This is a genomic window from Arenimonas daejeonensis, from assembly GCF_007993735.1.
Classification (GTDB): Bacteria; Pseudomonadota; Gammaproteobacteria; order Xanthomonadales; family Xanthomonadaceae; genus Arenimonas; species Arenimonas daejeonensis.
The window spans coordinates 52291-77583 of the sequence record NZ_CP042453.1; the positions used below are offsets into that span (position 1 = coordinate 52291).

General features: G+C 69.3%; 14 protein-coding genes, 1 other RNA gene and 8 pseudogenes. 3 read left to right on the forward strand and 20 right to left on the reverse strand.

What is annotated here, in order from left to right:
- The first annotated feature begins 3 nt into the window (after positions 1 to 3).
- A complete protein-coding gene (locus FRZ33_RS00235) occupies positions 4 to 867 on the forward strand; it encodes a prepilin peptidase (protein ID WP_425480642.1) in 864 nt (287 codons plus the stop codon).
- Positions 868 to 870: 3 nt separating this feature from the next.
- A complete protein-coding gene (gene coaE / locus FRZ33_RS00240) occupies positions 871 to 1479 on the forward strand; it encodes a dephospho-CoA kinase (protein ID WP_146906950.1) in 609 nt (202 codons plus the stop codon).
- 6 nt (positions 1480 to 1485) lie between these two features.
- Here coaE and FRZ33_RS00245 read toward each other — a convergent pair.
- The 3 genes and pseudogenes from FRZ33_RS00245 to FRZ33_RS00255 all read right to left on the reverse strand — a co-directional run bounded on the left by FRZ33_RS00245 (position 1486) and on the right by FRZ33_RS00255 (position 6177).
- Positions 1486 to 2434: pseudogene (locus tag FRZ33_RS00245) on the reverse strand (Nudix family hydrolase).
- 18 nt (positions 2435 to 2452) lie between these two features.
- Positions 2453 to 5200, reverse strand: a complete 2748-nt coding sequence (gene secA / locus FRZ33_RS00250; protein ID WP_146906951.1) for a preprotein translocase subunit SecA — start codon at positions 5198 to 5200, stop codon at positions 2453 to 2455.
- Positions 5201 to 5331: 131 nt separating this feature from the next.
- Positions 5332 to 6177, reverse strand: coding sequence for a peptidoglycan DD-metalloendopeptidase family protein (locus FRZ33_RS00255; RefSeq protein ID WP_227977948.1), 846 nt, complete (start codon positions 6175 to 6177; stop codon positions 5332 to 5334).
- A gap of 281 nt (positions 6178 to 6458) precedes the next feature.
- On the opposite strand from FRZ33_RS00255, the gene FRZ33_RS00260 reads away from it, so the two are divergent.
- Positions 6459 to 6734, forward strand: a complete 276-nt coding sequence (locus FRZ33_RS00260) for a hypothetical protein (RefSeq protein WP_146906953.1) — start codon at positions 6459 to 6461, stop codon at positions 6732 to 6734.
- A 67-nt stretch (positions 6735 to 6801) separates the two neighbouring features.
- Here FRZ33_RS00260 and lpxC read toward each other — a convergent pair.
- The 17 genes and pseudogenes from lpxC to rsmI form a co-directional block, all read right to left on the reverse strand.
- A pseudogene (gene lpxC, locus FRZ33_RS00265) lies at positions 6802 to 7712 on the reverse strand (UDP-3-O-acyl-N-acetylglucosamine deacetylase).
- A gap of 387 nt (positions 7713 to 8099) precedes the next feature.
- Positions 8100 to 9320, reverse strand: a complete 1221-nt coding sequence (gene ftsZ / locus FRZ33_RS00270; protein ID WP_146906954.1) for a cell division protein FtsZ — start codon at positions 9318 to 9320, stop codon at positions 8100 to 8102.
- Positions 9321 to 9401: 81 nt separating this feature from the next.
- Positions 9402 to 10636, reverse strand: a pseudogene (gene ftsA / locus FRZ33_RS15640) (cell division protein FtsA).
- Positions 10613 to 11383: pseudogene (locus FRZ33_RS15645) on the reverse strand (cell division protein FtsQ/DivIB); the annotation flags it as partial. The pseudogenes ftsA and FRZ33_RS15645, both read right to left, overlap by 24 nt.
- Positions 11380 to 12339 (reverse strand): D-alanine--D-alanine ligase, encoded by a 960-nt coding sequence (locus FRZ33_RS00280; protein WP_146906956.1) that lies wholly within the window; start codon positions 12337 to 12339, stop codon positions 11380 to 11382. The pseudogene FRZ33_RS15645 and the gene FRZ33_RS00280, both read right to left, overlap by 4 nt.
- On the reverse strand, positions 12336 to 13772 hold the full coding sequence (gene murC, locus FRZ33_RS00285; RefSeq protein WP_425480601.1) for a UDP-N-acetylmuramate--L-alanine ligase: 1437 nt from the start codon (positions 13770 to 13772) through the stop codon (positions 12336 to 12338). Before murC ends, FRZ33_RS00280 begins: the two co-directional genes overlap by 4 nt.
- Positions 13769 to 14846, reverse strand: a pseudogene (gene murG / locus FRZ33_RS00290) (undecaprenyldiphospho-muramoylpentapeptide beta-N-acetylglucosaminyltransferase). Before murG ends, murC begins: the two are co-directional and overlap by 4 nt.
- Complete coding sequence (ftsW, locus tag FRZ33_RS00295; RefSeq protein WP_146906957.1) at positions 14843 to 16153, reverse strand: putative lipid II flippase FtsW; 1311 nt, start codon at positions 16151 to 16153, stop codon at positions 14843 to 14845. Before ftsW ends, murG begins: the two are co-directional and overlap by 4 nt.
- A gap of 1 nt (position 16154) precedes the next feature.
- A complete protein-coding gene (gene mraY, locus FRZ33_RS00300) occupies positions 16155 to 17237 on the reverse strand; it encodes a phospho-N-acetylmuramoyl-pentapeptide-transferase (RefSeq protein ID WP_146906958.1) in 1083 nt (360 codons plus the stop codon).
- Positions 17227 to 18609 carry a UDP-N-acetylmuramoyl-tripeptide--D-alanyl-D-alanine ligase gene (locus FRZ33_RS00305; RefSeq protein WP_146906959.1) on the reverse strand — a complete coding sequence of 461 codons (1383 nt, stop codon included), beginning with the start codon at positions 18607 to 18609 and terminating at the stop codon, positions 17227 to 17229. Before FRZ33_RS00305 ends, mraY begins: the two co-directional genes overlap by 11 nt.
- Positions 18606 to 20092: pseudogene (locus FRZ33_RS00310) on the reverse strand (UDP-N-acetylmuramoyl-L-alanyl-D-glutamate--2,6-diaminopimelate ligase). The gene FRZ33_RS00305 and the pseudogene FRZ33_RS00310 overlap by 4 nt, the downstream one beginning before the upstream one ends.
- Before the next feature lie 22 nt (positions 20093 to 20114).
- A pseudogene (locus FRZ33_RS00315) lies at positions 20115 to 21876 on the reverse strand (peptidoglycan D,D-transpeptidase FtsI family protein).
- Positions 21873 to 22136, reverse strand: coding sequence for a cell division protein FtsL (gene ftsL / locus FRZ33_RS00320; RefSeq protein ID WP_146910538.1), 264 nt, complete (start codon positions 22134 to 22136; stop codon positions 21873 to 21875). The pseudogene FRZ33_RS00315 and the gene ftsL overlap by 4 nt, the downstream one beginning before the upstream one ends.
- Positions 22137 to 22138: 2 nt before the next feature.
- On the reverse strand, positions 22139 to 23080 hold the full coding sequence (gene rsmH / locus FRZ33_RS00325) for a 16S rRNA (cytosine(1402)-N(4))-methyltransferase RsmH (RefSeq protein WP_158637022.1): 942 nt from the start codon (positions 23078 to 23080) through the stop codon (positions 22139 to 22141).
- 14 nt (positions 23081 to 23094) lie between these two features.
- A pseudogene (gene mraZ, locus FRZ33_RS00330) lies at positions 23095 to 23546 on the reverse strand (division/cell wall cluster transcriptional repressor MraZ).
- Positions 23547 to 23859: 313 nt separating this feature from the next.
- An RNA gene (gene rnpB / locus FRZ33_RS00335) (RNase P RNA component class A) lies at positions 23860 to 24213 on the reverse strand.
- Positions 24214 to 24270: 57 nt separating this feature from the next.
- Positions 24271 to 25104: a 16S rRNA (cytidine(1402)-2'-O)-methyltransferase gene (gene rsmI, locus FRZ33_RS00340; protein ID WP_146906961.1), complete on the reverse strand. Its 834-nt coding sequence runs from the start codon at positions 25102 to 25104 to the stop codon at positions 24271 to 24273.
- Between the last annotated feature and the right edge of the window lie 189 nt (positions 25105 to 25293).

The following is a 25293-nucleotide window of genomic DNA, read 5'->3' on the forward strand; positions in this document are numbered from 1 at the left end:
ATGCTGGACACCCTCGCTTCCACGCCCGCGCTGGCGCTCGGGCTGGCGCTTGTCTTCGGCCTGCTGATCGGCAGCTTCCTCAATGTGGTGATCCTGCGCCTGCCGCCGCGCCTGGAATGGGAGTGGCGGCGGGACAGCCGGGAACTGCTGGAGTTGTCCGAACACTACGAACCGGCGCCGCCGGACATCGTGGTGCAGCGGTCTGCTTGCCCGAAATGCGGGCACCGGCTGGCGCCCTGGGAAAACATCCCGGTCCTGAGCTTCGTCCTGCTGCGCGGCCGCTGCCGCGGTTGCGGCACGGCGATTTCCTGGCAGTACCCGGCGGTGGAACTGATCACCGGCCTGCTGTTCGCGGCCTGCGTCTGGCGCTTCGGCGTCGGCCCCGAGGCCCTGGCGGCCATCGTCTTCACCGCCTTGCTGATCGCCCTGGCCGGCATCGACCTGCGCACCACCCTGCTGCCCGACCAGCTCACCTACCCCCTGCTCTGGATCGGCCTGGGACTGTCCACGATCACCCTCTTCGTTTCGCCCATCCAGGCCATCTACGGTGCCCTGGCCGGCTACCTGAGCCTGTGGAGCGTGTACTGGGGCTTCAAGAAGCTGACCGGCAAGGAGGGCATGGGCCACGGCGACTTCAAGCTGCTGGCGGCCCTCGGGGCCTGGTGCGGCGCCTCGGGCATCCTGCCGATCGTGCTGATGTCCTCCTTCATCGGTGCCATCGTCGGTTCGCTCTGGATCGGCCTGCGTGGCCAGGACCGGGCGACGCCGATCCCGTTCGGCCCCTACCTCGCCGCCGCGGGCTGGGTGCAGCTGATCTGGGGGCCGCAGCTGCTGCAGGCCTACCGTGACTTCTCCGGCCTGAACTGAGCCATGGCCGCCTACGTCGTCGCAGTCACCGGCGGCGTGGCGTCCGGCAAGTCCGCGGTCACCGACGCCTTCGCTTCGCTGGGCGTGGTCGTGGCGGACGCCGATGTCGCGGCCCGGGCCGTGGTGGAGCCCGGCCAGCCGGCACTGCAGCAGATCGCTGACCATTTCGGCCCCGCCAGCCTCGCGGGCGATGGTCGCCTGGACCGCGCCGCCATGCGCGAGCGGGTGTTCGCCGATCCTGAAGCCCGCAAGACCCTGGAAGCCCTCCTCCACCCCCGCATCCGCACCTGGCTCGAGTCCGCCTGCCGGGCCGCTCCCGGTCCGTACGTCGTCGTCGCCATTCCCCTGCTGGCCGAAGGCGGCGGACGCACGGCCTACCCCTGGCTGGACCGGATCCTGGTCGTGGACATCCCTGAAGCGGTCCAGCGGCAACGACTGATGCAACGCGACGGTGTGGACGATGGTATGGCCCGGCGCATGGTCACCGCCCAGGCCAGCCGGTCCGATCGGCTGGCGTTGGCCGATGACGTGATCGTCAACGACGGGCCGCTGGACTCGCTGGCCGGGATCGTGTCGCGCCTGGACGCCCGCTACCGCCGTCTGGCCGGCTGACGGGACTCAGCGCGGCCAGAGGTTGCGGATGCCGGCCACGCCCTGTGCGCCGTGCCGGCGGGCCGTGCCGAGGTCGGCGGACTTCATCCCGCCCAGGGCGTAGATCGGCAGCGATACCGACTCCCTCAACGCGGAGAACCGCTCCCAGCCCAGGGGCGTCGCCTCGGGATGGCTCTCGGTGGCACGCACCGGCCCCAGCACCACGAAGTCCAGCCCCAGCTGTTCGGCCTGGGCCAGTTCTTCGGCGTTGTGGCAGGACGCGGCCACCGTCTGGCCAGGTGGCAGCGGGCGGGCCTGCAGGCTCATCAGCTGGGACGCCCGCAGGTGCAGTCCCAGACCGAGGTCCGCGGCCAGGCCGGGTTCGCCGTTGACCAGCAGTTCGGCGCCCTGCATCCGGCAGCGCAGGCCGGCATCACGGGCCAGGTCGGCCAGCGCGGCCGGGGCCAGGCCGCGGGCACGCAGCTGTATCCGGCGGGCACCGGCCGCCAGGGCGCGATCGAGGCGCGACAGGAATGGGCCGCGTTCCGGCACGTCGGGGCTGATCAGGTACCTGCCCGGCGCCGTCAGGGCGGCGACCACCGGCCGGTCGGCCGGCGGCATCGGGTAGCTGGACAGTTTTTCGGGGGGCCCAGGCCAGGGCCTGGCGCTCGCGGCCGCGCGGCGTGCCCTCGAAGGCCGTCACGGTGAAGACGTCCAGCACGATGCGCTTGGCCGGGTAGGCCTGAGGCACGGCGATCAGGGGCTCGGCCGCCTGGACGCGGATGCCGAGCTCTTCATGCAGCTCGCGATCCAGGGCCTGCAGGGCGGTTTCGCCCGGCTCGACCTTGCCACCCGGAAATTCCCAGGCACCGGCCAGGTCGCGCCCGGCGGTGCGCCGGGCCAGCAGGATGCGTCCGCGCGCGTCGCGCAGCACGGCCGCGACGACGTGGACGGGCTTAGGTCGGTCGGCCGGCATGCGTGGCGTGCGCCTGGATCAGTCCAGGCGCCCGTGGCACTGCTTGTACTTCTTGCCGCTGCCGCAGGGGCAGGGGTCGTTGCGGCCGACCTTCGGGCCATCGCGGGTCACCGGGCCGGCGGCCAGCACGCCCTGGCCCTGGGCGGCGAGCGCCTGGGCCTGCTCGGCTTCCTCGTCGGCGCCGTAACCGCCGGTCTCGGGATGCTGGAACTGCATGTCGCGTGACTTGGCCTGCAGCTTCTGGCGCTCGGCGGCCTCCATCGCGGCGACCTCCTCCTCGCTGCGGATGCGCACGCGCGCCAGCAGCGACACCACTTCCGACTTGACCTTGGCCAGCATCTCGCCGAACAGCTCGAAACTCTCGCGCTTGTATTCCTGCTTGGGCTGCTTCTGGGCGTAGCCGCGCAGGTGGATGCCCTGGCGCAGGTAGTCCATGCGTGCCAGGTGTTCCTTCCAGTTCTGGTCGAGCACGTTGAGCATCAGGTGCTTTTCCAGGTGACGCATCATCTCCGGGCCGAGCTGGGCCTGCTTGTCGGCGAACAGGCCTTCGACGGCCTGTAGCGCCAGCGCCAGGATGCGCTCGGCGTCGATCGCCTCCTCGGTCCGGGCGGGCGTCTGCAGGTCCACGACCACGCCGAACTCATCGGCCAGCGCGCGCTCCAGGCCCGGCAGGTCCCATTGCTCGTCGATCGAATCGGCGGGCACGAAGCGGTACACGGTTTCGGTGACGACGTCCTCGCGGATCGCCTGCACCGACTCTTCCACCGAATCCGACTCCAGCAGTTCGTTGCGCTGCTGGTAGATCACCTTGCGCTGGTCGTTGGCGACGTCGTCGAAGTCGAGCAGGTTCTTGCGGATGTCGAAGTTGTGGGCCTCGACCTTGCGCTGGGCGTTCTGGATCTGCTTGGTCACCAGGCCGGACTCGATGACGTCGTCCTCCTTCATGCCCATGCCGCGCATCGCCTTCTGCACCCAGTCGGCGGCGAAGATGCGCATCAGGTTGTCTTCCAGCGACAGGTAGAAGCGGGACGAACCCGGGTCGCCCTGGCGGCCGGCGCGGCCGCGCAGCTGGTTGTCGATGCGGCGGCTTTCGTGGCGTTCGGTGCCGATGATGTGCAGGCCGCCCAGGGCCAGCACTTCGTCGTGGCGCTTCTGCCACTCGTTCTTCAGGCGCGTGCGCTCGGACGGCGGCGCGTCGGCCGGCAGCTTGTGCAGCTCGGCCTCAAGCGAACCGCCCAGCACGATGTCGGTGCCGCGGCCGGCCATGTTGGTGGCGATGGTGACGGCCTTGGGCTTGCCGGCGTCGGCGACGATCTGCGCTTCGCGCTCGTGCTGCTTGGCGTTGAGCACTTCATGCGGAATACCGGCCTGCTTGAGCTGGGCCGACAGCAGTTCGGAGGTCTCGATCGAGGTCGTGCCCACCAGCACCGGCTGGCCGCGGCCATGGCAGTCCTTGATGTCCTCGATCACGGCGTTGTACTTGGCCGGGCGGGCCAGGTAGACCAGGTCCGGGTGGTCCTTGCGAACCATCGGCCGGTGGGTCGGGATCACCGCGACCTCCAGGCTGTAGATGGTCTGGAACTCGAAGGCCTCGGTATCGGCCGTGCCGGTCATGCCGGCCAGCTTGCCGTACATGCGGAAGTAGTTCTGGAAGGTGATCGAGGCCAGCGTCTGGTTCTCGCGCTGGATCGGCACGCCTTCCTTGGCCTCGATCGCCTGGTGCAGGCCGTCGGACCAGCGGCGACCCGCCAGGGTGCGGCCGGTGAACTCGTCGACGATGATCACCTCGCCGTCGCGCACGATGTAATCCACGTCGCGCTGGAACAGCGCGTGCGCACGCAGCGCGGCATTGAGGTGGTGCACCACCGCCAGGTTGTTGCCCGAATACAGGCTGTCGTCGGCGTCCAGGATGCCGGCCTCGCGCAGCAGCTCCTCGGCATGCTCCATGCCCTGTTCGGACAGGTGGGCCTGCTTGCCCTTCTCGTCCACCCAGTAATCGCCCTCGCCGTCTTCCGTCTCCTGCTTCACCAGCTTCGGGACGATGCGGTTGGTCTTGACGTAAAGTTCGGGGGATTCGTCGGCCGGACCGGAAATGATCAGCGGCGTGCGCGCCTCGTCGATCAGGATCGAGTCGACTTCGTCGACGATGGCGAAGAACAGGCCACGCTGGAACCGGTCTTCCTTGGACAGCGCCATGTTGTCGCGCAGGTAGTCGAAGCCGTATTCGTTGTTGGTGCCGTAGGTGATGTCGGCGCCGTAGGCGCCCTTCTTGTCCGAATGCGGCATGCCCGGGTAGACCACGCCCACGCTCAGGCCCAGGAAGTTGTAGAGCTTGCCCATCCAGGCCGAGTCGCGCTTGGCCAGGTAGTCGTTCACCGTCACCACGTGCACGCCTTTGCCGGCCAGCGCATTGAGGTAGACCGGCAGGGTGGCGACCAGGGTCTTGCCTTCGCCGGTGCGCATCTCGGCGATGCGGCCCGAATGCAGCACCATGCCACCGATCAGCTGCACGTCGTAATGACGCAGGCCCAACGCACGGCGCGAGGCTTCGCGGCAGACGGCGAAGGCTTCCGGCAGCAGGGAATCGAGCGTGGCACCATCGGCGATGCGGCGGCGGAACTCGTCGGTCTTGGCGCGCAGCGCGCCGTCATCGAGCTGTACCAGCTCAGGCTCCAACGCATTGATGCGGGCGACGTTCTTCTGGAACTGGCGCAGCAGTCGCTCGTTGCGGCTGCCGAAGATGCGGGTGAGCAAGCTGTTGAGCATTGGAAAAGCCGGTTGGTGATCGGGGACCGCGCCAGGCGCGAATGAAAAGGCCGCGGCAGCCCAGGGGGCGTCGCGGCCGTCTAGTCTAACTTGGGGACGGGGTCCGGACTATCAAGCCCGGTCCGCGTGGCTCAGCCGCGGACCTTGCCCAGGTACTGGCGCGGGTTGACCTGGCGGCCGTTCAACTTCACTTCGAAGTGCAGGTGCGAACCCGTGGAGCGGCCGGTGGAGCCGACCTTGGCGATCTGCTGGCCGGCGCGGACCACGTCGCCGGCGCGCACCAGGTTGGCCGAGTTGTGCGCGTACAGGGTCTTGTAGCCGTTGCCGTGGTCGATCTCGACCACGTTGCCGTAGCCGCGGCGCACGCCGGAGAAGCTGATCACGCCCTCGGCGGCGGCGGTGACCGGGTCGCCGGTGTTGGCGTCGATGTCGATGCCCAGGTGGTGGGCGCGGCCGCGGCCGAAGGGATCGTTGCGGCCACCGTATCCGGAGGAGATGTAGCCCGGGGCGGGCATGCCGGCCGGGGTGCGCTTGCTCTCGAGCTTCTGGTCGAACAGCAGGGCCTCGAGCACGGAAAGCTGGCGGCCGGAATGTGCGAATTGGGACTGCAGGGAATCGAGGCTGGACAGCAGGTCGCCGGACGGGACGTCGGCGGCGGACTCGGAACCGCCCTGGCCGGGCAGCTCACCAAAATTGAACTCGCCGTCCTTGAGCTTGCCGACGCGGGTCAGGCGGTCGCCGAGGGCATTGAGGCGGTTGGCCTGGGCCTGGAGCTCGCCGACGCGGGCGGCGATGGCGTTGACCTCGCGCTGCGCTTCGTCGCGGGCCTGGGTCAGGGCGATCTGCTGCTGGTCCAGCTCGGCCTGGAGCCGGCTGATTTCGGCGAGGGCGGCACCGTTGGCGCCACGCGCCAGGTACCCCAGACCGAATGCGGTGGCCAGCACCAGCGCGATTGCGCCGAGAGCGATGCCTGCCACCTTGGGTTGATCGAACGCCAGCTTTTTTGGCGATCGAAGGAAATTTGCTGCGATGATGACATTCATCATGTCTGACCCATTCAAAAACAACGTCCGCGGTGCCGCACCGGCCGCCCTTCCCCGGCAAGCGCTCGAGGCGCTGTCCGTTTCCGGGCTGGCCAGCCTGGTCGAACGCGCCCGGTGGTTGGACGCCCTTGACCCGTTGCTGCGCCAGAGTCTCCCCGCCACCTTGGCCGGCCAATGCAAGCTGGCCAATGTGGATGACAAGAACTTGGTATTCCTTGGTCAGCGCCCCGGTCTGGAAGGCCAAGCTGCGGCTGCACGCGGACGCCCTGCTGGACGCCGCCGCCGCGGCCGGGCTCAAGGCCAGGACGCTGGTGGTGAAAGTGTCACCGCCCATTCCCGCTATCCCCTCGGGAACCGGCAATGCGAAGCCACTCTCCGAGGCAGTCCGCGATTCACTGCGGGCCACCGCCCAATCGGTCTCCGATCCCGAGCTCCGGGCCCAGCTTCTGCGGCTGGCTGCCCATGCCCGGTCATCGACCGACGGGGCATGATGCCCCGTGGAACGGTGCCTGTCGTTAACTGGAAGTTAAAGCCCCGTGATGAAACGTGACGGGGTTCTCAGACTGCCTGCGCCGGGTGCGCGTACGAGATCGGCGCCAGGGCCGGATCCTCGAAGGTGACCTCTTCCCAGGCCGAGGTGTCGGCCAGCAGGGCCCGCAGCAGCTGGTTGTTGAGGGCGTGGCCGGACTTGTAGCCGTAGAAGGCGCCGATCAGGCTGTGGCCCAGCAGGTACAGGTCGCCGATGGCGTCGAGGATCTTGTGCTTCACGAACTCGTCCTCGTAACGCAGGCCGTCCTCGTTGAGCACGCGGTAATCGTCCAGGACGATGGCGTTGTCCATCGAGCCGCCCAGCGCCAGGTTGCGCTCGCGCAGGAACTCGATGTCCTTCATGAAGCCGAAGGTCCGGGCCCGGCTGACTTCCTTCACGAACGAAGTCGTGGAGAAGTCGATCTCGGTGCTGGACGTGGACTTGTTGAAGATCGGATGGGCGAAGTCGATGGTGAAACCGACCTTGAACCCCTCGAAGGGTTCGAAACGGGCCCACTTGTCGCCGTCCTCGACCTTGATCGGCTTCTTGATGCGGATGAAGCGCTTGGCCTTGTTCTGCTCTTCGATGCCCGCCGACTGCAGCAGGAACACGAAGGGACCGGCCGAACCGTCCATGATCGGCACCTCGGCCGTGGACAGATCCACATAGGCATTGTCGATGCCCAGCCCGGCCATCGCCGACAGCAGGTGCTCGATCGTCATCACCCGGGTGTTGCCTGGACCAGCGCAGTGCACAGGCTGGTGTCGCCGACCTTCTCGGCCTTGGCGTGGATTTCCACCGGGGTGTCGAAGTCAACGCGTCGGAACACGATGCCGGTATCGGGCGCAGCCGGGCGCAAGGTCATGTAGACCTTCTCACCACTGTGCAGGCCGACGCCGGTGGCGCGGATGACGTTCTTTAGGGTTCTTTGTCTAATCATTTTTGTGGCGTTCTCCGGGGCAGGAGCGCGCAAACCGCTGGGAACCATAGCACACGGAGCTCTGAACGAAAACATAACAACATGAGCACCGTCCCAGAATTGCAACAGCAGTCACAGAAATTGACCAATCGTCCCTGATACCGCTGCCACCCCCTGGCCGGAAAAAGGCCCGCCGCTGCACGGCGGGCCAAGGATTCCTGACCCCCTGGGGATTGCAGCCACACCGCCTGTTCCGCGGGTGGTCCCACCCGACCCACCCTTCCTGGATGGGTCGGCGGAGCCGCTTCCTGGGCTGTCTGGTCGGACAGCCCACGGGGCGACCCCCTTGCTCGTCCGGTCCGGCGGCGCGGACGGCCCGCGCCGGCGTGGACCGGGTCGGTCCGGGTCTCAGTCCGCCTGGCGACGCAGGAAGGCCGGGATGTCCAGGTAGCTGTGGTCGGTGGCGATGTCGTTCAGGGCGGTGGAAGCCGCCGAGGCCGGCTCGTGGCTGCGGCCCGCACGCAGGCCCAGGTGGCCCGCGGACGGAGCGGCGTTCACGTTGGCCATGGCGTCGTAGTCCACCTGGCCGGTGCTGGCGTTGCGGACCAGCTTGACCGGGGCGCGGTGCACCTCCTTCTCCGGCACGCGCACGGTCTGGCGCACGGCGCCGCGGTTCAGGCCGGTGGCCACCACGGTGACGCGCACTTCGTCCTGCATGTCCGGGTCCAGCGAGGTGCCGATGACGACGGTGGCGTCCTCGGAGGCGAAGTCCTCGATGGTGCGGCCGATCTCATCGAACTCGGCCATGGTGAAGTCCGGGCCGGCGGTGATGTTGACCAGCACGCCGTTGGCGCCCGACAGGTTGACCTCGTCCAGCAGCGGATTGCTGATGGCGGCCTCGGCGGCGGCCTGGGCGCGGTCGTCGCCGCGGGCGACACCTGTGCCCATCATCGCCAGGCCCATCTCGGACATGACGGTGCGGACGTCGGCGAAGTCCACGTTGATCAGGCCCGGGCTGACGATCAGGTCGGCGATGCCCTTCACGGCGCCCAGCAGCACGTCGTTGGCGGCGCGGAAGGCCTGCACCATGGTCGCCTGGCGGCCGAGCACGGTGATGAGCTTTTCGTTCGGGATGGTGATCAGCGAGTCGCAGTGATGGCTCAGTTCCTCGATGCCCTTGAGCGCGACCTGCATGCGGCGGCGACCCTCGAACGGGAACGGCTTGGTGATGACGGCCACCGTCAGGATGCCCATCTCCTTGGCCAGCTGCGCCACGACCGGCGCCGCGCCGGTGCCCGTGCCGCCGCCCATGCCGGCGGTGATGAACACCATGTCGGCGCCTTCCAGCGCCTCGACGATGCGTTCGCGGTCCTCGAGCGCGGCCTGGCGGCCGACCTCGGGATTGGCGCCGGCGCCCAGGCCCTTGGTGACGTTGCCGCCCAGCTGCAGCTGCAGCTTGGCGCCGCACTGCTTGATGGCCTGCGCGTCGGTGTTGGCGGTGATGAACTCCACGCCTTCCACGCCCGCGTTGACCATGTGCGCGACCGCGTTGCCGCCGCCGCCGCCGACGCCGATCACCTTGATGACCGCATTGGGTGCCAGCTTCTCGATCAGTTCGAAATGTGCCATGTCCTCGTCCTCCGTGATTCGATCCAGGGGTTTTCTGTTTGTTGTTGTTTCAAGCTCGTATTGCGACCACTACGACGATGCTCAGAACTCACCTCGGTACCAGTTCTTGAACTTCGTCCAAACCGTCCCCGCCTTGCCGGCCGACAGCGCCGGACGACGGGGTTTTCAATCTGGCTGCCCCAGAGCAGCAGGCCGACGCCGGTGGCATGCACCGGGTTGCCGACCACTTCGCCGAGGCCGCTGACGTGCTGGGGAATGCCCACGCGCACCGGCATGTGCAGCATTTCTTCCGCGAGTTCGACCACGCCTTCCATGCGCGAGGCGCCACCGGTCAACACCAGCCCGGCGCGCACCAGCTCCTCGAAGCCGGAGCGGCGCAGTTCGGCCTGCACCATCTCGAAGATCTCCTCGTAGCGGTTCTGCACCGCTTCGGCGAGCGCCTGGCGCGCCAGGCGACGCGGCGGGCGATCGCCCACGCTCGGCACCTGGATCGATTCCTCGGCGGTGGCCAGCTGCGCCAGCGCGCAGGCGTAGCGCACCTTGATCTGCTCGGCTTCCGGCGTCGGCGTGCGCAGCAGGTGTGCGATGTCGTTGGTGACCTGGTCGCCGGCGATCGGCAGCGACGCGGAATGACGGATCGCACCCTGCACGAACACCGCGATGTCGGTGGTGCCGGCGCCGATGTCCACCAGCACCACGCCCAGCTCGCGCTCGTCGGCGGTCAGCACCGCGGTGCTCGAGGCCAGCGAGCTCAGGATCAGGTCGTCCACCTGCAGGCCGCAGCGCTGCACGCACTTCATCACGTTGCTGGCGGCCGACTGCGCGCCGGTGACCAGGTGCGCACGCACTTCCAGGCGCACGCCGGACATGCCCACGGGGTTGCGGATGCCTTCCTGCGAGTTGTCGACGATGTATTCCTGGGCGATGGCGTGCAGGATCTTCTGGTCGGCCGGCACGGCCACGGCCTTGGCAGCCTCGAGCACGCGGTCGAGGTCGGCGTAGGTCACTTCGCCACCGGCCACCGGCACGATGCCCGGCGAGTTGCGGCACTGGGTGTGGCTGCCGGTGATCGATGCGTACACCGAGCGGATCTCGCAGCCGGCCATCAGCTCGGCCTCCTCGACCGCACGCTGGATCGACTGCACGGTGGACTCGATGTCCACCACCACGCCGCGTTTCATGCCGCGCGATTCGTGCGAACCGATGCCGATCACCTCGATCTCGTGGCCGGGCGAGTACTCGCCCACCAGGGCGGTGACTTTGGAGGTGCCGATGTCGAGCCCGACGATCAGCGACTTGTCGCCTTTGCGGTTCATGTGTTGGCCTGTGCTGCGGAAACGGGGATACCGGGGAAGCGACGGCGGCGCCGGCACGTCCTTCCAGACGAGGGCGAAACCGTTGGTGTAGCGGAGGTCGGCGCGCGCGAGCACGCGCGGGTCGTTGGCGCGCAGCTGCGGCAGCAGTCGCGCGAACCGTGCCAGCCGCACCTGCGGGTCGCCGCGGCCGGCCTCGATCTCGGTGCCGTCGTCCAGGCGCAGGCTCCAGCTGCCGCGCGGACTCAGGCGCACGGTCTCGACCCGAAGACCGATCGGCAGGAACAGCGGCCGCGCCAGGCTGTGGAAGGACATCAGTTCGCTGGCCCGCGCCTCGGGCCCCTCGAACAGCGGCAGGCTGGCGCCGGCACCGGATGGCGCAGCGAACAGCTCGCCGTCTTCGGACAACATGCGGTCGTCGCCCCAGCGCGCCACCGGCGTGTGTTCGCTCAGGCTCACTTCGAGCCGGTCCGGCCAGCGCTTGCGCACCTCGACCTTTTCGACCCAGGCCAGGCCCGCGACGGCGTCGCGCACCTGGTCCAGGTCCACGGCGAAGAAGCCACGCTGCACCAGCGGCAGCACGACCTCGCGTACCCTGGCCTCGTCCACCTGGTGGAACTCGCCGGTGACGGCAAGCCGGCGCATCGGCCAACGCTCGCCGGCGATCCAGCCGTTGAGCACGGCCACGACCGGCAGCGCCACCAGCACGATGGCGAGGCTCCAGGCCAGGATGCGCAGCAAGGCGTTCATCCGCGGGCGGCCTCCAGGCTGGTTTCGAGCACGCGCCAGCACAGGTCTTCGAATCCGATGCCGACCTGCCGGGCAGCCTTGGGCACCAGCGAATGGCTGGTCATGCCCGGCGCGGTGTTCACTTCCAGCAGGTAGTTGTTGCCGGCGGGGTCGCGCATCACGTCGACGCGGCCCCAGCCGGTGCAGCCGGCGGCGCGGAAGGCGGCCAGGGCCTGCGCCTGCATCTCGCGCTCGGCGGCGGCATCTTCCAGGCCCGGGCACAGGTACTGGGTGTCTTCGGCCAGGTACTTGGCGTGGTAGTCGTAGTACTCGCCGGCGGGCACGATGCGGATGCTCGGCAGCGCCGCGTCGCCGAGCACGGCGACGGTGTATTCGCCGCCGACCACGAGCTGTTCCATCAGCAGTTCGCCCGGATACCGTGCGGCCAGTTCGACGGCGGCGTCGAGGTCGGCGTCGTTGAACACGCGCGACACGCCGACCGAAGAACCTTCGCTGGACGGCTTCACGATCACCGGAAGTCCGAGCTCGCGCGCGGCGTCATGCACGTTCGCGCCCTTGGCAAGACGCACATAGCGCGGCGTCGGCAGGCCCAGCGACAGCCAGACCTGCTTGGTGCGGATCTTGTCCATGGCCAGGGCCGAACCGAGCACGCCCGATCCCGTGTACGGAACCTCCAGCGCCTCGAGCAGCCCCTGCAGCGTGCCGTCCTCGCCACCACCCTTGTTGCCGTGCAGGATGTTGAAGACGCGGTCGAACTGCTTCGCCAGCAAGGCATCGAGCAGCGCCGGGATGCCATCCACCGGCTGCGCGTCGATGCCGCGGGCGCGCAGCGCCTCCAGCACGTTGCGTCCGGAATCGAGCGACACCTCGCGCTCGGCGCTGGTGCCGCCCATCAGCACGGCGACCCGGCCGAAGGCCTTGGCATCGGTGATGCGCGGGGCGGGGATCGGCGTCATGCCTTGTTCACTCCATTCATTCCGTGCACGGCCAGGTCGGCCGCGACGTAACCGATGTCGCCCGCGCCCATCATCAGCAGCAGGTCGCCATCGGCCAGCACGTCGGCCAGCACGGGCGGCAGTTCCTTCGCGCTGCCGGCGACCACGGGGTCGATGCGGCCGCGGGCGCGGATGGCGCGGGCCAGTGACTTGGCGTCGGCGCCGGCGATGTGCGCCTCGCCCGCCGGGTACACCTCGGTCAGCACGACGGCGTCGGCGCTCGAGAGCACGGCGGCGAAATCGTCGAACAGGTCGCGGGTGCGGGTGTAGCGGTGCGGCTGGAAGGCCACCACCAGGCGGCGGTCGGGCCAGCCGCCGCGCGCGGCGGCGAACACCGCTTCCAGTTCGCGCGGGTGGTGGCCATAGTCGTCCACCAGCAAGGCCTTGCCGCGCCCGAAGTCGAGTTCGCCCTTGAGGTTGAAGCGTCGGCCGATGCCCTGGAACTTCGCCAGCGCCGACGCGATCGCGTCCGGCTCGACGCCCAGCTGCCAGCCGATCGCGGCGGCGGCCAGGGCATTGAGCACGTTGTGCCGGCCCGGCAGGTTCAACGTGACATCGTGCGGCACGCCTTCCGGCAGGTGCAGGGTGAAGCGCATGCAGGCACCTTCCTGGCGCACGTCGCGGGCGAACACATCCGCCGGCTGTTCGATGCCGTAGGTCACCAGGTGGCGCGGCATCTCCGCCGCCAGCGCGGCGACTTCGGCGTCGTCCACGCACAGCACGGCCAGGCCGTAGAACGGCAGGCGATGCAGGAATTCGTTGAAGGCGGCCTTCACGCGCTCGAAGTCGCCGCCATAGTTTTCCAGGTGGTCGGCGTCGATGTTGGTGACCACGGCCACCAGCGGGTTCAGGCGCAGGAAGCTGCCGTCGCTCTCGTCGGCTTCCGCCACCAGCCACTGACCGCCACCCAGGCGCGCATTGGCGCCGGCCGACAGCAGCTGGCCGCCGATCACGAAGGTCGGGTCCAGGCCGCCTTCGCTGAGCACGCTGGCCACCAGCGAGGTCGTCGTGGTCTTGCCGTGGGTGCCGGCGATGGCGATGCCGCGCTTGAAGCGCATCAGCTCGGCCAGCATCTCGGCGCGCGGCACCACCGGGATGCGCTGGGCACGCGCTTCCACCAGTTCCGGGTTTTCCGCGCGGATCGCGCTCGACACCACGACCACGTCGGCGCCGGCGATGTTGGCGGCGGCGTGGCCGCGGAACACGGTCGCGCCCATCGCCGTCAGGCGCCGGGTGGAAGCGGAATCGTTCTGGTCGGAGCCGGACACCTGGTAACCCAGGTTCACCAGCACCTCGGCGATGCCGCTCATGCCGACGCCGCCGATGCCGATGAAATGCACGCGCGGGAAGGCGCGCGCCAGGTCACCCGTTTCCTGCAGGCGGCGACGGATCATGCGCGGGCCTCCTCGATGACGATGCGGGCGACGGTCTCGGCCGCGTGCGGCAGCGCGGCCGCACGCGCGGCTTCGGCCATGGCCAGGCGCGCCGCGGCATCTGCCAGCACGGGCGCCACCGCGGCGAACAGGCGGTCCTCGAAACCCTCGCCTTCCGGCACCAGGCGCGCGGCGCCCCGTTCGACCAGGGACTCGGCGTTGCGGGTCTGGTGGTCGTCCACTGCGTTCGGGAACGGCACCAGCAGCGCGCCGACACCGGCGGCGCAGAGTTCGGCGAGGGTCAACGCGCCGGCGCGGCACACCACCAGATCCGCCCAGCCGTAGGCTTCGGCCATGTCGGCGATGAAAGGCTCCACGCTCGCCGGCACGCCGGCATCCGCATAAACCTCGCGGCACTTCTGCGCATGCCGCTCGCCACACTGGTGCCGCACTGTCGGCCGCTGCGCTTCCGGCAGACGCGCCAGCATGCGCGGCAGCGAGACATTCAAGCTGTTTGCGCCCTGGCTGCCGCCCAGCACCAGCAAGTGCACCGGACCGTTGCGGCCGGCGAAGCGTGCCGCGGGTGCAGCGACGGCGGCGATTTCCGGACGCACCGGATTGCCGACTGTCTCCGCATCCCGACCCGCGAACGCACCCGGGAACCCGCACAGCACGCGCCGCGCGAAACGCGCCAGCACCCGATTGGTCAGGCCGGGCGCGGCGTTCTGTTCGTGCACCAGCAGCGGACGCCGCAGCAGCCATGCGCCCAGGCCACCCGGACCGGCGGCAAAACCGCCGAAGCTCAGCACGGCGCGCGGCTGCAGCCGGCGCAGCACGGCCAGCGCCTGCCAGACCGAACGCAGCAGCAGGAACGGCGCCTTGAGCAGGGTCGCCACGCCCTTGCCGCGCAGGCCGCTGACACTGATCGTCTCGATGCTGATGCCGGCCTGCGGCACCAGCCGCGTTTCCATGCCACCGGCCGAGCCCAACCAGACCACCGGCACGTCGTGCGCGCGCGCAGCGCCTGCGCGACCGCCAGGCCGGGAAGATGTGGCCACCGGTACCGCCGGCGAGGATCAGCACGGGGCCGCTCATGCCACGGCTCCGATCTTGGGTTCGATGCGGTGGCGCGAACCGCGCGGGCCCACCGCCGGCGCGACGGCGGCGGGAGATTGCGCCGGCATCACCGCGTCCAGGCCCTGGCCTTCGTCCGGCACCATGCTGCCTTCGCCGCGGATGCGCGCCACCTGGCGCTCGGCGCGGTCCAGTTCGTAGCTCACGCGCAGCAGCAGGCCGATCGCCACGCAGGTCATCAGCACGCTGGAGCCACCGGACGAAATCAGCGGCAGGGTCAGGCCCTTGGTCGGCAGGATGCCCAGGTTCACGCCGATCGAGACGAAGGCCTGCAGGCTGATCCAGAAGCCGACGCCGAAGGCGCAGAAACCAGCGAAATGCCGGCGCATCTCCAGCGCGCGCATGCCGATGTGGAAGGTGCGGGCGCTGAACGCGGCGAACAGCGCGATGATCAGGAACGACCCGGCGAAGCCCAGCTCCTCGGCCGTCACCGAGAAGATGAAATCGGTGTGCGCCTCGGGCAGGTAAAAGAGCTTTTGCACGCTGCCGCCCAGGCCGACGCCGAACCACTCGCCGCGGCCGATCGCGATCAGCGCCTGCGTCAGCTGGAAGCCGTCGTCGAAAGGATCGGCCCAGGGATTGAGGAAGGACTTCAGGCGCGCCACGCGGTACGGCGCCGCCACCGCCACCAGCGCCAGCGCCGGCAGCGCCAGGCAGGCCATCAGCACCAGGTGCAGGATGCGCGCGCCGCCCAGCCAGACCATGCCGGCGGTGATCGCCAGGATCAGCGCCGCCGAACCGAAGTCAGGCTGCAGCAGCAGGATCGCGGTGATCGCGCCGGCCACGCCCAGCGGCTTCAGCAGGGCCGGCCAGCGGTTGCCGATCTCGTCGCGGTATCGCACCAGGTAGCTGGCCAGCCAGATGATCAGCAGCACCTTCACCGCTTCCACCGCCTGGAAGTTCGACACGCCCAGGTTGATCCAGCGCTGCGCGCCGTTCACGGTGTGGCCGATGCCCGGCAGGAACACCGCCAGCAGCAGCAGGAAGCAGCCCAGCAGCAGCCACTGGCTGTACTTCTCCACCAGCTTGAGTTCCAGCTGCATCACGACCCAGGCCAGGCCGATGCCGATGGCCAGGAACACCAGGTGCCGGGTCAGGAAGTGGAACGGCCCGACGTCCAGTCCTTCGGCGATGGCGATCGAGCTGGACGCGACCATCACCACGCCCAGGCTGGCCAGCACCAGGGCGATGCCCATCAGCCAAGGGTCGTAGCGCCCGGTGAGCGCGTCGAGCTTGGTGGCCTGGTGGGTGCGGTCGCCGAGGCTCATCTCAGCGCACCTTCAGGGTCGCAAGACCCACGAGCACGAGCATCACCGAGATGATCCAGAAGCGCACGATCACGCGCGGCTCCGGCCAGCCCTTGAGCTCGAAGTGGTGGTGGATCGGCGCCATGCGGAACACGCGCCGGCCGGTGAGCTTGAAGCTTGCGACCTGGATCATCACCGACAGCGTCTCGATGACGAAGATGCCGCCCATCAGCACCAGGATGGCTTCCTGCCGGACGATCACGGCGATCGTGCCCAGCGCCGCGCCCAGCGCCAACGCGCCGATGTCGCCCATGAACACCATCGCCGGGTAGGTGTTGAACCAGAGGAAGCCCAGGCCCGCGCCGGCGATCGCCGCGCAGAAGATGGTGATCTCGCCCGCGCCCGGGATCGCCGGGATCTGCAGGTACTGCGAGAACACCGCATTGCCCGAGGCGTAGGCGAAGATGCCCAGCGCCGCGGCCACCAGCACGGTCGGCATGATCGCCAGGCCGTCCAGGCCGTCGGTCAGGTTCACCGCGTTGGAGAAGCCGACGATCCAGAAGTACGCCACCACCACGAACATCGCGCCCAGCGGCAGGGCGAAATCCTTGAGCAGCGGCAGGAACAGCGTGGTGTTGTTGGCGTGGTCGGCGGTCCAGAACAGCACCAGCGCCGCCGCCAGCCCGAACAGCGACTGCAGCGCGTACTTGTGGCGCGACTTCAGGCCATTGGGATCGCGGCGCACGATCTTGATCCAGTCGTCCAGCCAGCCGATGGCGCCGAAGGCCAGCAGCACGCCCAGCAGCACCCAGATGTAGCGGTTGCGCAGGTCCGCCCACAGCAGGGTGGACAGCATGATCGTCATCAGGATCAGCGTGCCGCCCATGGTCGGCGTGCCGGCCTTGGAGAAGTGGCTCTGCGGACCGTCGCTGCGGATCGGCTGGCCGCCCTTGAGCTGGGCCAGGCGCGCGATTACGTAAGGACCCAGCCACAGCGACAGCAGCAGCGCGGTCAGCGCGCCCAGGATGGCGCGGAAGGTGATGTAGCCGAACAGCGCCGGCATCCATCCCATCCCGTGCATCCAGCGGGCCAGTTCAAGCAGCATGGTCGGCGTCCCCTTCCCTGTCGGCGGCGAGCAAAGGCGCCAGCACCTTGTCCATCGCGCTCGAACGCGAACCCTTCACCAGGCAGCGCAGGCCGGGGCCGGCGGCGCGCAGTGCCGCACCCGGGGCCGCGACCAGCGCGGACTGGTCTTCGAAATGGCGCGCACCCTCGCCGAAACCCTGGCTGGCCGCGGCGCTCAGTTCGCCCACGGTCCACAGCCGGGCGATGCCGGCGGCGCGCGCCTGGCGGCCGATGCCGGCATGCAGCGCTTCGGCGCCCTCGCCCAGTTCCTTCATGTCGCCCAGCACCAGCCAGGCTTCACCGCCGGTCTGCGCCAGCGCGGCGATCGCCGCGGCAACAGAACCGGGATTGGCGTTGTAGCTGTCGTCCACCAGCACCACGCCGTTGCGCAGCGTGTGCGGGATCTGCCGGCCGGGCACGGGCGCGGCGGCGGCCAGGCCCTGCTCGACGTCGTCGAGCGCGGCGCCGGCGCCCAGCGCCAGCGCGGTCGCGGCCAGCGCGTTCATCACGTTGTGGCGGCCCGCCAGCGGCAGCACGATGTCGGTCGAACCGGCCGGCGTGTGCAGGCGGAAACGCGATCCCTCGGCCGTAGGCAACACCGCGCTGGCGCGCACGTCGGCGTCGTTCTCCAGCCCGAAACGCAGCACCCGGCGAGCGCCGATGCGCTGCAGGAACCACGGAGCGAAGGCGTCGTCGGCGTTGACCACGGCCACGCCGTCGTCGGGCAGGGCTTCGTAGATCGCACCCTTGGTTTCGGCGATGCCCAGCAGGCTGCCCATGCGCTCCATGTGCGCGGGCATGACGTTGTTCACCAGCGACACGTTCGGCGGCGCGATCGAGGCCAGGTAAGCGATGTCGCCCGGCTGGCCGGCGCCCATTTCATAGATGGCGAAGCGCGCGTCTTCCGGCGCATCCAGCACCGCCAGCGGCAGGCCGATCTGGTTGTTGCGGTTGCCCGGGTTGGCGTAGGCCTTGCCGGCACGCGCCAGGATGCCGTGCACCAGCGTCTTCACCGAGGTCTTGCCATTGCTGCCGGTGATCGCCACGACCACCGCCGGCCGGCCCTGCTGCACGCCGGCGGCCAGTTCGCCCAGCGCTTCCTCGGTGTCGGCGCACAGCACCTGCGGCAGCGCGCAGTCAACTTCGCGATGCACCAGCAGGGCCGCGGCGCCGCGTTCCAGCGCCTGCGCGGCGTGGTCGTGGCCGTCGTGGTGTTCGCCCTTCAGGGCGACGAACAGCGCGCCGGGCGCCAGGCTGCGGCTGTCGATGCCGACCGAGGTGATCTCGGCCTCGGCACCGAGGTGGCGGCCCTCGACCCAGCGTGCGGCCTGCGACAGCGCGATCGGCCTCATCGTCCGCCCTCCCGCGCCTGCAGCAGGTCACGCGCGACCTGCAGGTCGTCGAAGGCATGCCGCACGCCGGCGACTTATAGTAGGGCTCGTGGCCCTTGCCGGCGACCAGGACCACGTCACCGGCGCCGGCGTCCCGCAGTGCGTCGGCGATCGCGCGCGCGCGGTCGCGCTGCACGCTGACGCTGTCGGTACGGGTAAACCCGGCCAGGATGTCGGCGACGATGCGGTCGCCGTCCTCGCCGCGCGGGTTGTCGTCGGTGACGATCACGCGGTCGGCGCCGACCTGGGCGATGGCGGCCATCTGCGGGCGCTTGCCGGCGTCGCGTTCACCGCCGCAGCCGAACACGCAGGTCAGGCGGCCGGGCGTGTGTTCACGCAGGCTGGCCAGCGCCTGGTGCAGCGCGTCGGGCGTGTGCGCGTAGTCCACCACCACCAGCGGCAGGCCGCCGGTACCGCCGACGCGGCTCATGCGGCCGCCCACCGGCGACAACCGCGGCAGCATCGCCGCGATATCGGCCAGGGACCAGTCCAGCGCGCGCAGCACGCCGGCCACGGCCAGCAGGTTGTCGACGTTGAAGCGGCCCAGCAGCGGCGAAACGATCCCGTGCCGGCGGCCGTCTTCGACCAATTCGAAGCCGAGGCCGGTAGGCCCCAACGTGATGAATTCCGCACGCAGCCCGGCGCCGGCGTGCCCGCGCGAGCTCAACAGGATGCGACGGACCCCGTCCTTCACTTCCGCCAGCAGCCCCTGGCCGAACGGATCGTCGAGGTTGACCACCACCGCCTGCAGCGTCGGCCAGCCGAACAGCTTCGCCTTGGCGGCACCGTAGGCTTCCATGCTGCCGTGGAAATCCAGGTGATCGCGGGTGAGGTTGGTGAACACGGCGATGCGGAACGCCACCGCGTCCACCCGGCCCTGCACCAGTGCGTGCGAGGACACTTCCATGGCCACATGGCTGGCGCCGGCGTCGCGCATGTCGGCCAGCAGCCGGTGCACGGCGATCACGTCGGGCGTGGTGCGTTCGCCCGCGACCAGCTGGCCGTGCAGGCCGGCGCCGAGCGTGCCGATGCTGCCGGCGGCCAGGCCGCGCAGGCTCAACGCCTCGGCGATCAATTGCACGGTCGAGGTCTTGCCATTGGTGCCGGTGACGCCGGCCACCGACAGCGTCGTGGAGGGCTGGCCGTAGAAACGGTCGGCCAGTTCGCCCTGGCGCTGGCGCAGGCCCGGCACGGCGACCGCATGCACCGGCACCGGCATTCCGACCGGCGCCGGCGGCTCGAACAGGATCACGCTGGCGCCGGCGGCTTCGGCCTGGGCGGCATGGCGCAGGCCATGGGTGCTGGCGCCGGCCAATGCGACGAAAGCGTCGCCCGGACGCAGGTCGCGGCTGTCGGCGCTCAGCCCGGTCACGGCCGGATCGAATCCCGGCGGCAGCGGTGCGGCGTCCTGCAGCAGGGCGTGCAGCGGCAGGGCGCGGCTCATCGCAGCACCTCCGGCACCGGGTTCACCGCGGCCGGCGGAGACGCGGCGGGCACCCCGTCGCCGCGGTCGTCACCTTCGGCGCTTCGCGCTTGGCCTGTGCCGTGAACCACTGCTCGATGTCGTCCGGCGGCACGTCCATCAGGCGCAGCGCACCTTCCATCACGCGGTGGAACACCGGCGCCGACACTGCGCCGCCGCCGTATTCCAGGCCCTGCGGCTCGTGGATCACCACGGCCATGGCGAAACGCGGCTTGCTCGCCGGCACCAGGCCGACGAAGACCGCGGCATAACGTTTGGCGGCATATCCGCCGCCGCTGGCCTTGCGCGAAGTACCGGTCTTTCCGGCCACGCGGTAGCCCAGCACCGTGGCGCGCCGCGCCGTGCCCTCGGGACCGGTCACCGCTTCCATCATGGTCATCAGCTGGCGGGCGATGGCCGGGTCCACCACCTGCACGCCTTCCTTGCTGCCGCCCTTGACGAAGGTGGCCTCGTGCAGGCGGCCGCCGTTGCCGATCGCGGCGTAGGCGCGCGCCAGCTGCAGCGGCGTCACCGACAGGCCGTAACCGTAGCTGATGGTCGCTTTCTCGGCCGGACCCCAGCGGTTGGGTGCGGTCAGCACGCCGGTCACTTCGCCCGGGAAGCCGCTGCCGCTGGTCTGGCCCAGGCCGAAGCGCGTGTACATGTCGTACTGGTGTTCGCTGGTCAGCTCGTTCGAGATCCGGGTGGCGCCGACGTTCGAACTCTTGGTCAGCACGCCGGTCAGGCTGAGCACGCCGTAGTTGCGGAAGTCGCGGATCGGATGGCCACCGGCCAGGGTCATGTAACCCGGCGAGGTGTCGATCAGGGTGGTCGGAGTGAACTTGCCGCTTTCGATCGCCGCCGCGAAGGTCAGGGTCTTCATCACCGACCCGGGCTCGACCACGTCGGTGACTGCGCGGTTGCGCTTGGCGTCGAGCGTGGCCGAACCCTGCGAGTTGGGGTTGAACGAAGGCTGGTTGACCATGGCGAGGATCTCGCCGGTCGGCACGTCCAGCACCACCACCGAACCGCTGGTCGCGCCGTGTTCGATCAGCGCGGACTTCAGCTCGCGGTAGGCCAGGTACTGGATGCGGCGGTCAATGGACAGCGTCAGGTCGTGCCCGGGCTCGGCGGCCTTGACCAGGTCCACGTTCTCGACGGTGCGGCCGCGGCGGTCGCGGATCACGCGCTGCGCGCCCGGCTTGCCGGTCAGCCAGTCGTTGAAGGCCAGCTCCAGGCCTTCCTGGCCGGCGTCGTCGATGTTGGTGAAGCCCAGCACGTGGGCCATCACCTCGCCGTGCGGGTAGAAGCGCCGGAACTCGCGCTGCGAGTACACGCCCGGGATGCCCAGGTTCACCACCGCGGTGGCGACGTCCGGGTTCATGTGCCGGCGCAGGTAGACGAATTCCTTGTCGGCGCGCTGCGAGATGCGGTTCTCGAGCACGTCGCGCGGGATCGACAGCGCTTCGGCCAGCTGCGGCAGCCGGTCCGGGTGCCGCAGCAGTTCCTGCGGGTTCGCCCACACCGACTCCACCGGCGACGACACCGCCAGCGGCTCGCCGTTGCGGTCGGTGATCATGCCGCGCGAGGTGGCGATCGGCAACCTCGCGCAGGAAGCGCGCATCGCCCTGCTGCTGGTAGAAACCCGGGTTGATCAGCTGCAGCCAGGCGGCGCGACCCACCAGCACCAGGCTGCACAGGCCGAGCACGATGCCGACGGCATAAAGCCGCTGGCGGGGGTTGTAGACGCGGGCCCGGGTCTTCATGGCCGCAACACCACGATGTCGGCGTCTTCCGGGAACTTCATGCCGATGCGGGTGCCGGCGACCTGTTCGATGCGGTTGGCTTCCGCCCAGGTGGCCTGTTCGATCTGCAGGCGGCCGAACTCGATGTTCAGCTCGTCGCGGGCGCGCTCCAGCGTGCTCAGTTCGATGTAGGCCTGGCGGTGGATGTGCCGTGCCCAGACCACGCCGATGGCGCTGCCCAGCAGGCCCGCCACCAGCAACAGCAGGACGAGGACGCGCAGGCTCATGGCCGCTCCTGCGCCGCGAGTTTTTCCGCCACCCGCAGCACCGCGCTGCGTGCGCGCGGATTGACCGCGGTCTCGGACGACTCCGCGCGCAGCGCGCCGGACACGTCGGCCAGGGTCGGCGTGAACGCCACTTCCACCGGCATGCGGCGGTTGCCCGGGGGCGCCTTGGCGTGGCGGGCGATGAACTGCTTGACGATGCGGTCTTCCAGCGAGTGGAAACTGATCACCGCCAGCCGGCCGCCGGGCTTCAGGCGGTCGTGCGCGGCCGCCAGCCCACGCTCGAGGTCTTCGAGTTCGCGGTTGATGAAGATGCGGATCGCCTGGAAGCTGCGGGTGGCCGGGTGGATCTTGCTGTCGCCGCGGCCGACCACCGAGGCGATCAGCTCGGCCAGCTGGGCGGTGCGCAGCAGCGGCGTGTCGTCACGGCGGGCAACGATGGTGCGGGCGATCTTGCGGCTCAGCTTCTCCTCGCCGTACTTCCACAGCACGTCGGCGATCTCGCGCTCATCGGCGCGGGCCAGCCAGTTGGCGGCGCTTTCCCCGAGTCCGGGTCCATGCGCATGTCCAGCGGCGTCCTTGGCGAAGCTGAAGCCGCGCTCGGCGACGTCGAGCTGGGGCGAGGACACGCCCAGGTCCAGCAGCACGCCGTCCAGGCCGGCGGCGGTTTCATCCCAGTGCGCCAGGTCGGCGAAGGAGCCGCGATAGACGGCGACGCGCGCGTCCGCACCGAAAAGTGCGTGGGCGGTGGCGATCGCTTCCGGGTCCTTGTCCATCACCAACAGCCGTCCATCCGGCCCCAGCCGGTCGAGCACGCCGCGCGCATGGCCGCCGCGGCCGAAGGTTCCATCCAGGTACCTGCCATTCCCCAGCACACGCAGGCCTTCCAGCACCTGGGCGAACATCACCGGGAGATGGCTGGGCTGCGTGGATTCCCGCATCCCGGCCACGCCCGTCACAGCCTGAGGTCGAGCATGTCCTCGCTGATCTCGTCTTCCCCGATGGTCTGACGGATCTGCGCGAGGTGTGCCTGCTCGCTCCACAGTTCGAACTTGCCGCCCATGCCGAGCAGCACCGCTTTTTCTCGATGCCGGCCGCGTTGCGGTGGCTGGCGGGCAGCAACAGGCGGCCGCTGCCGTCGGGCTCCACCACGGTGGCGGCGCCGACCAGCTTGAGCTGCAGGTTGCGGTGCACGCGCTTGGCGTTGGGCAGGGCGTTGACCTGGTCGCGGACCTTTTCCCAGGCCGCTTCCGGGTACAGCCACAGGCAGCCGGCTTCGTAGGGGTTGTAGGTGACCACCAGGCGGCCGCCCACACGCGCGACCTGGTCCCGATGGGCGGTGGGAATCGCCAGTCGGCCCTTGTCGTCGATCGTGATCGCGGTTTCGCCCTGGAACATCGCCTGGATCAATCCTTATCCACCAAAAGCCACGAAAAACCCGAAATTCCCTCGGAAGCCCACGTTAGACCTGCCCCGGGGGCTGTCAAGGAAGTTTTCGGGTGAATTTCGCTAGGCGGATCAAGACTTTGCGCGAAACTTGAGAGTCTGGTTTAAGAACCGTTTGGCAAGTGTTGTTTCACATGGATTTGATCCAAGGCCGTGAAACAGCCCACAGATTGCCAGGACCCCGGACGCGGCTTGTCCCGGGATGTCCCGAGGGGCCGGGATCAGGTCCCGGTGCGCAGATCAAGGGGATGGAGCGGGATGGGAGCGAGGAAAGTGGCGGAGCCGGCCGTTAAGCCGGGTTCTGTCGTGGACAGTCATTCCTCTAGCCCCAGCGTCACCGCTGGGATCAAGCAACCAACCCGGGTGCGGCACGAGCCATGCCATAGCACCCCTATTTGGTCTTGCTCCGGGTGGGGTTTGCCGTGCCCCGAGGCGTTGTCCCCTCGGGCGGTGGGCTCTTACCCCACCGTTTCGCCCTTACCACGCACCCTTGCGGGCCGTTCGGCGGTTTGTTTTCTGTTGCACTTTCCGTCGGCTCGCGCCGCCCAGGCGTTACCTGGCACCCTGCTCTGTGGAGCCCGGACTTTCCTCGTCGCATTGCTGCGACGCGACTGTCTTGGCCGGCTCCGCCGTGGCGGATTGTCTCACAGTGCCGCGCCAGAGGCGTTTTGCGGTTGCGCCGCGTTCACTCCCCGCCGCCGTAAAGCGCCTTGCGCGGCGCGCCGCTGATGTCGGCGGCGAGTTTGGCCGCCAGCGACGGCTTCAGGTGTTCGGCGAGTTTGGCGTACAGGCGCTGGCCCTCGAGCAGGCGCGCTTCGGTGTCGTCCTCGCAGCCGCGCACGACGATGACGAACTCGCCCTTGCGCTGGTTGTCGTCGGCGGCGACCTTCGCGATCAGATCGTCCAGCGTGTCGCCGAACACAGTCTCGAACAGTTTTGTCAGTTCGCGCGCCAGGACCGCTTCACGTTCGCCACCGAAGGCCGCCGCCATGTCCGCGAGCGATTCCTCGATGCGGTGTGAGCTTTCGTAGAACACCAGCGTGCGCGATTCGCCCGAAAGTGCGGCGAGTTTTTCCCGACGGCCAGAGGCCTTGGCCGGCAGGAAACCTTCGAAACAGAACCGGTCGCTGGGAATGCCCGCCACCGACAGCGCCGCGATCGCCGCGCAGGCGCCGGGTACCGGGCTCACGCGCAGGCCGGCGGCGCGCACTTCGCGCACCAGGCGGTAACCGGGATCGCTGACCAGCGGCGTGCCCGCATCCGACACCAGCGCCAGGCTTTCGCCCGCACGCAGCCGCTCCACCAGCTTCCAGGCGATGTCCTCTTCGTTGTGTTCGTGCAGGGCCAGCAGCGGCCGGTCGATGCCGACCGCGCCCAGCAGCTGGCGCGTATGCCGGGTGTCTTCGGCGCAGATGGCCGCCACCGACGCCAGCACCTCGCGCGCCCGCGCCGTCAGGTCGCCCAGGTTTCCGATCGGGGTCGCCACCACGTAAAGGGTTCCCGCCTGTGTGACCGCCATGACCGCGCCCTCCGTGTGCACCGGGTATCATCTTAGCGGCATCGATCCCCCGGACCCCGACCATGCTGCGATCCGCTCTTCTGCTGCTTGTCCTCGCCATCACCGGTTGCGCCAGCGTTTCGGTGTCACCCGAAGCCCCGGTGGCCGCCCAGCAGGACGCCGACCGCCTCGCTGCCGATGGCAACCACC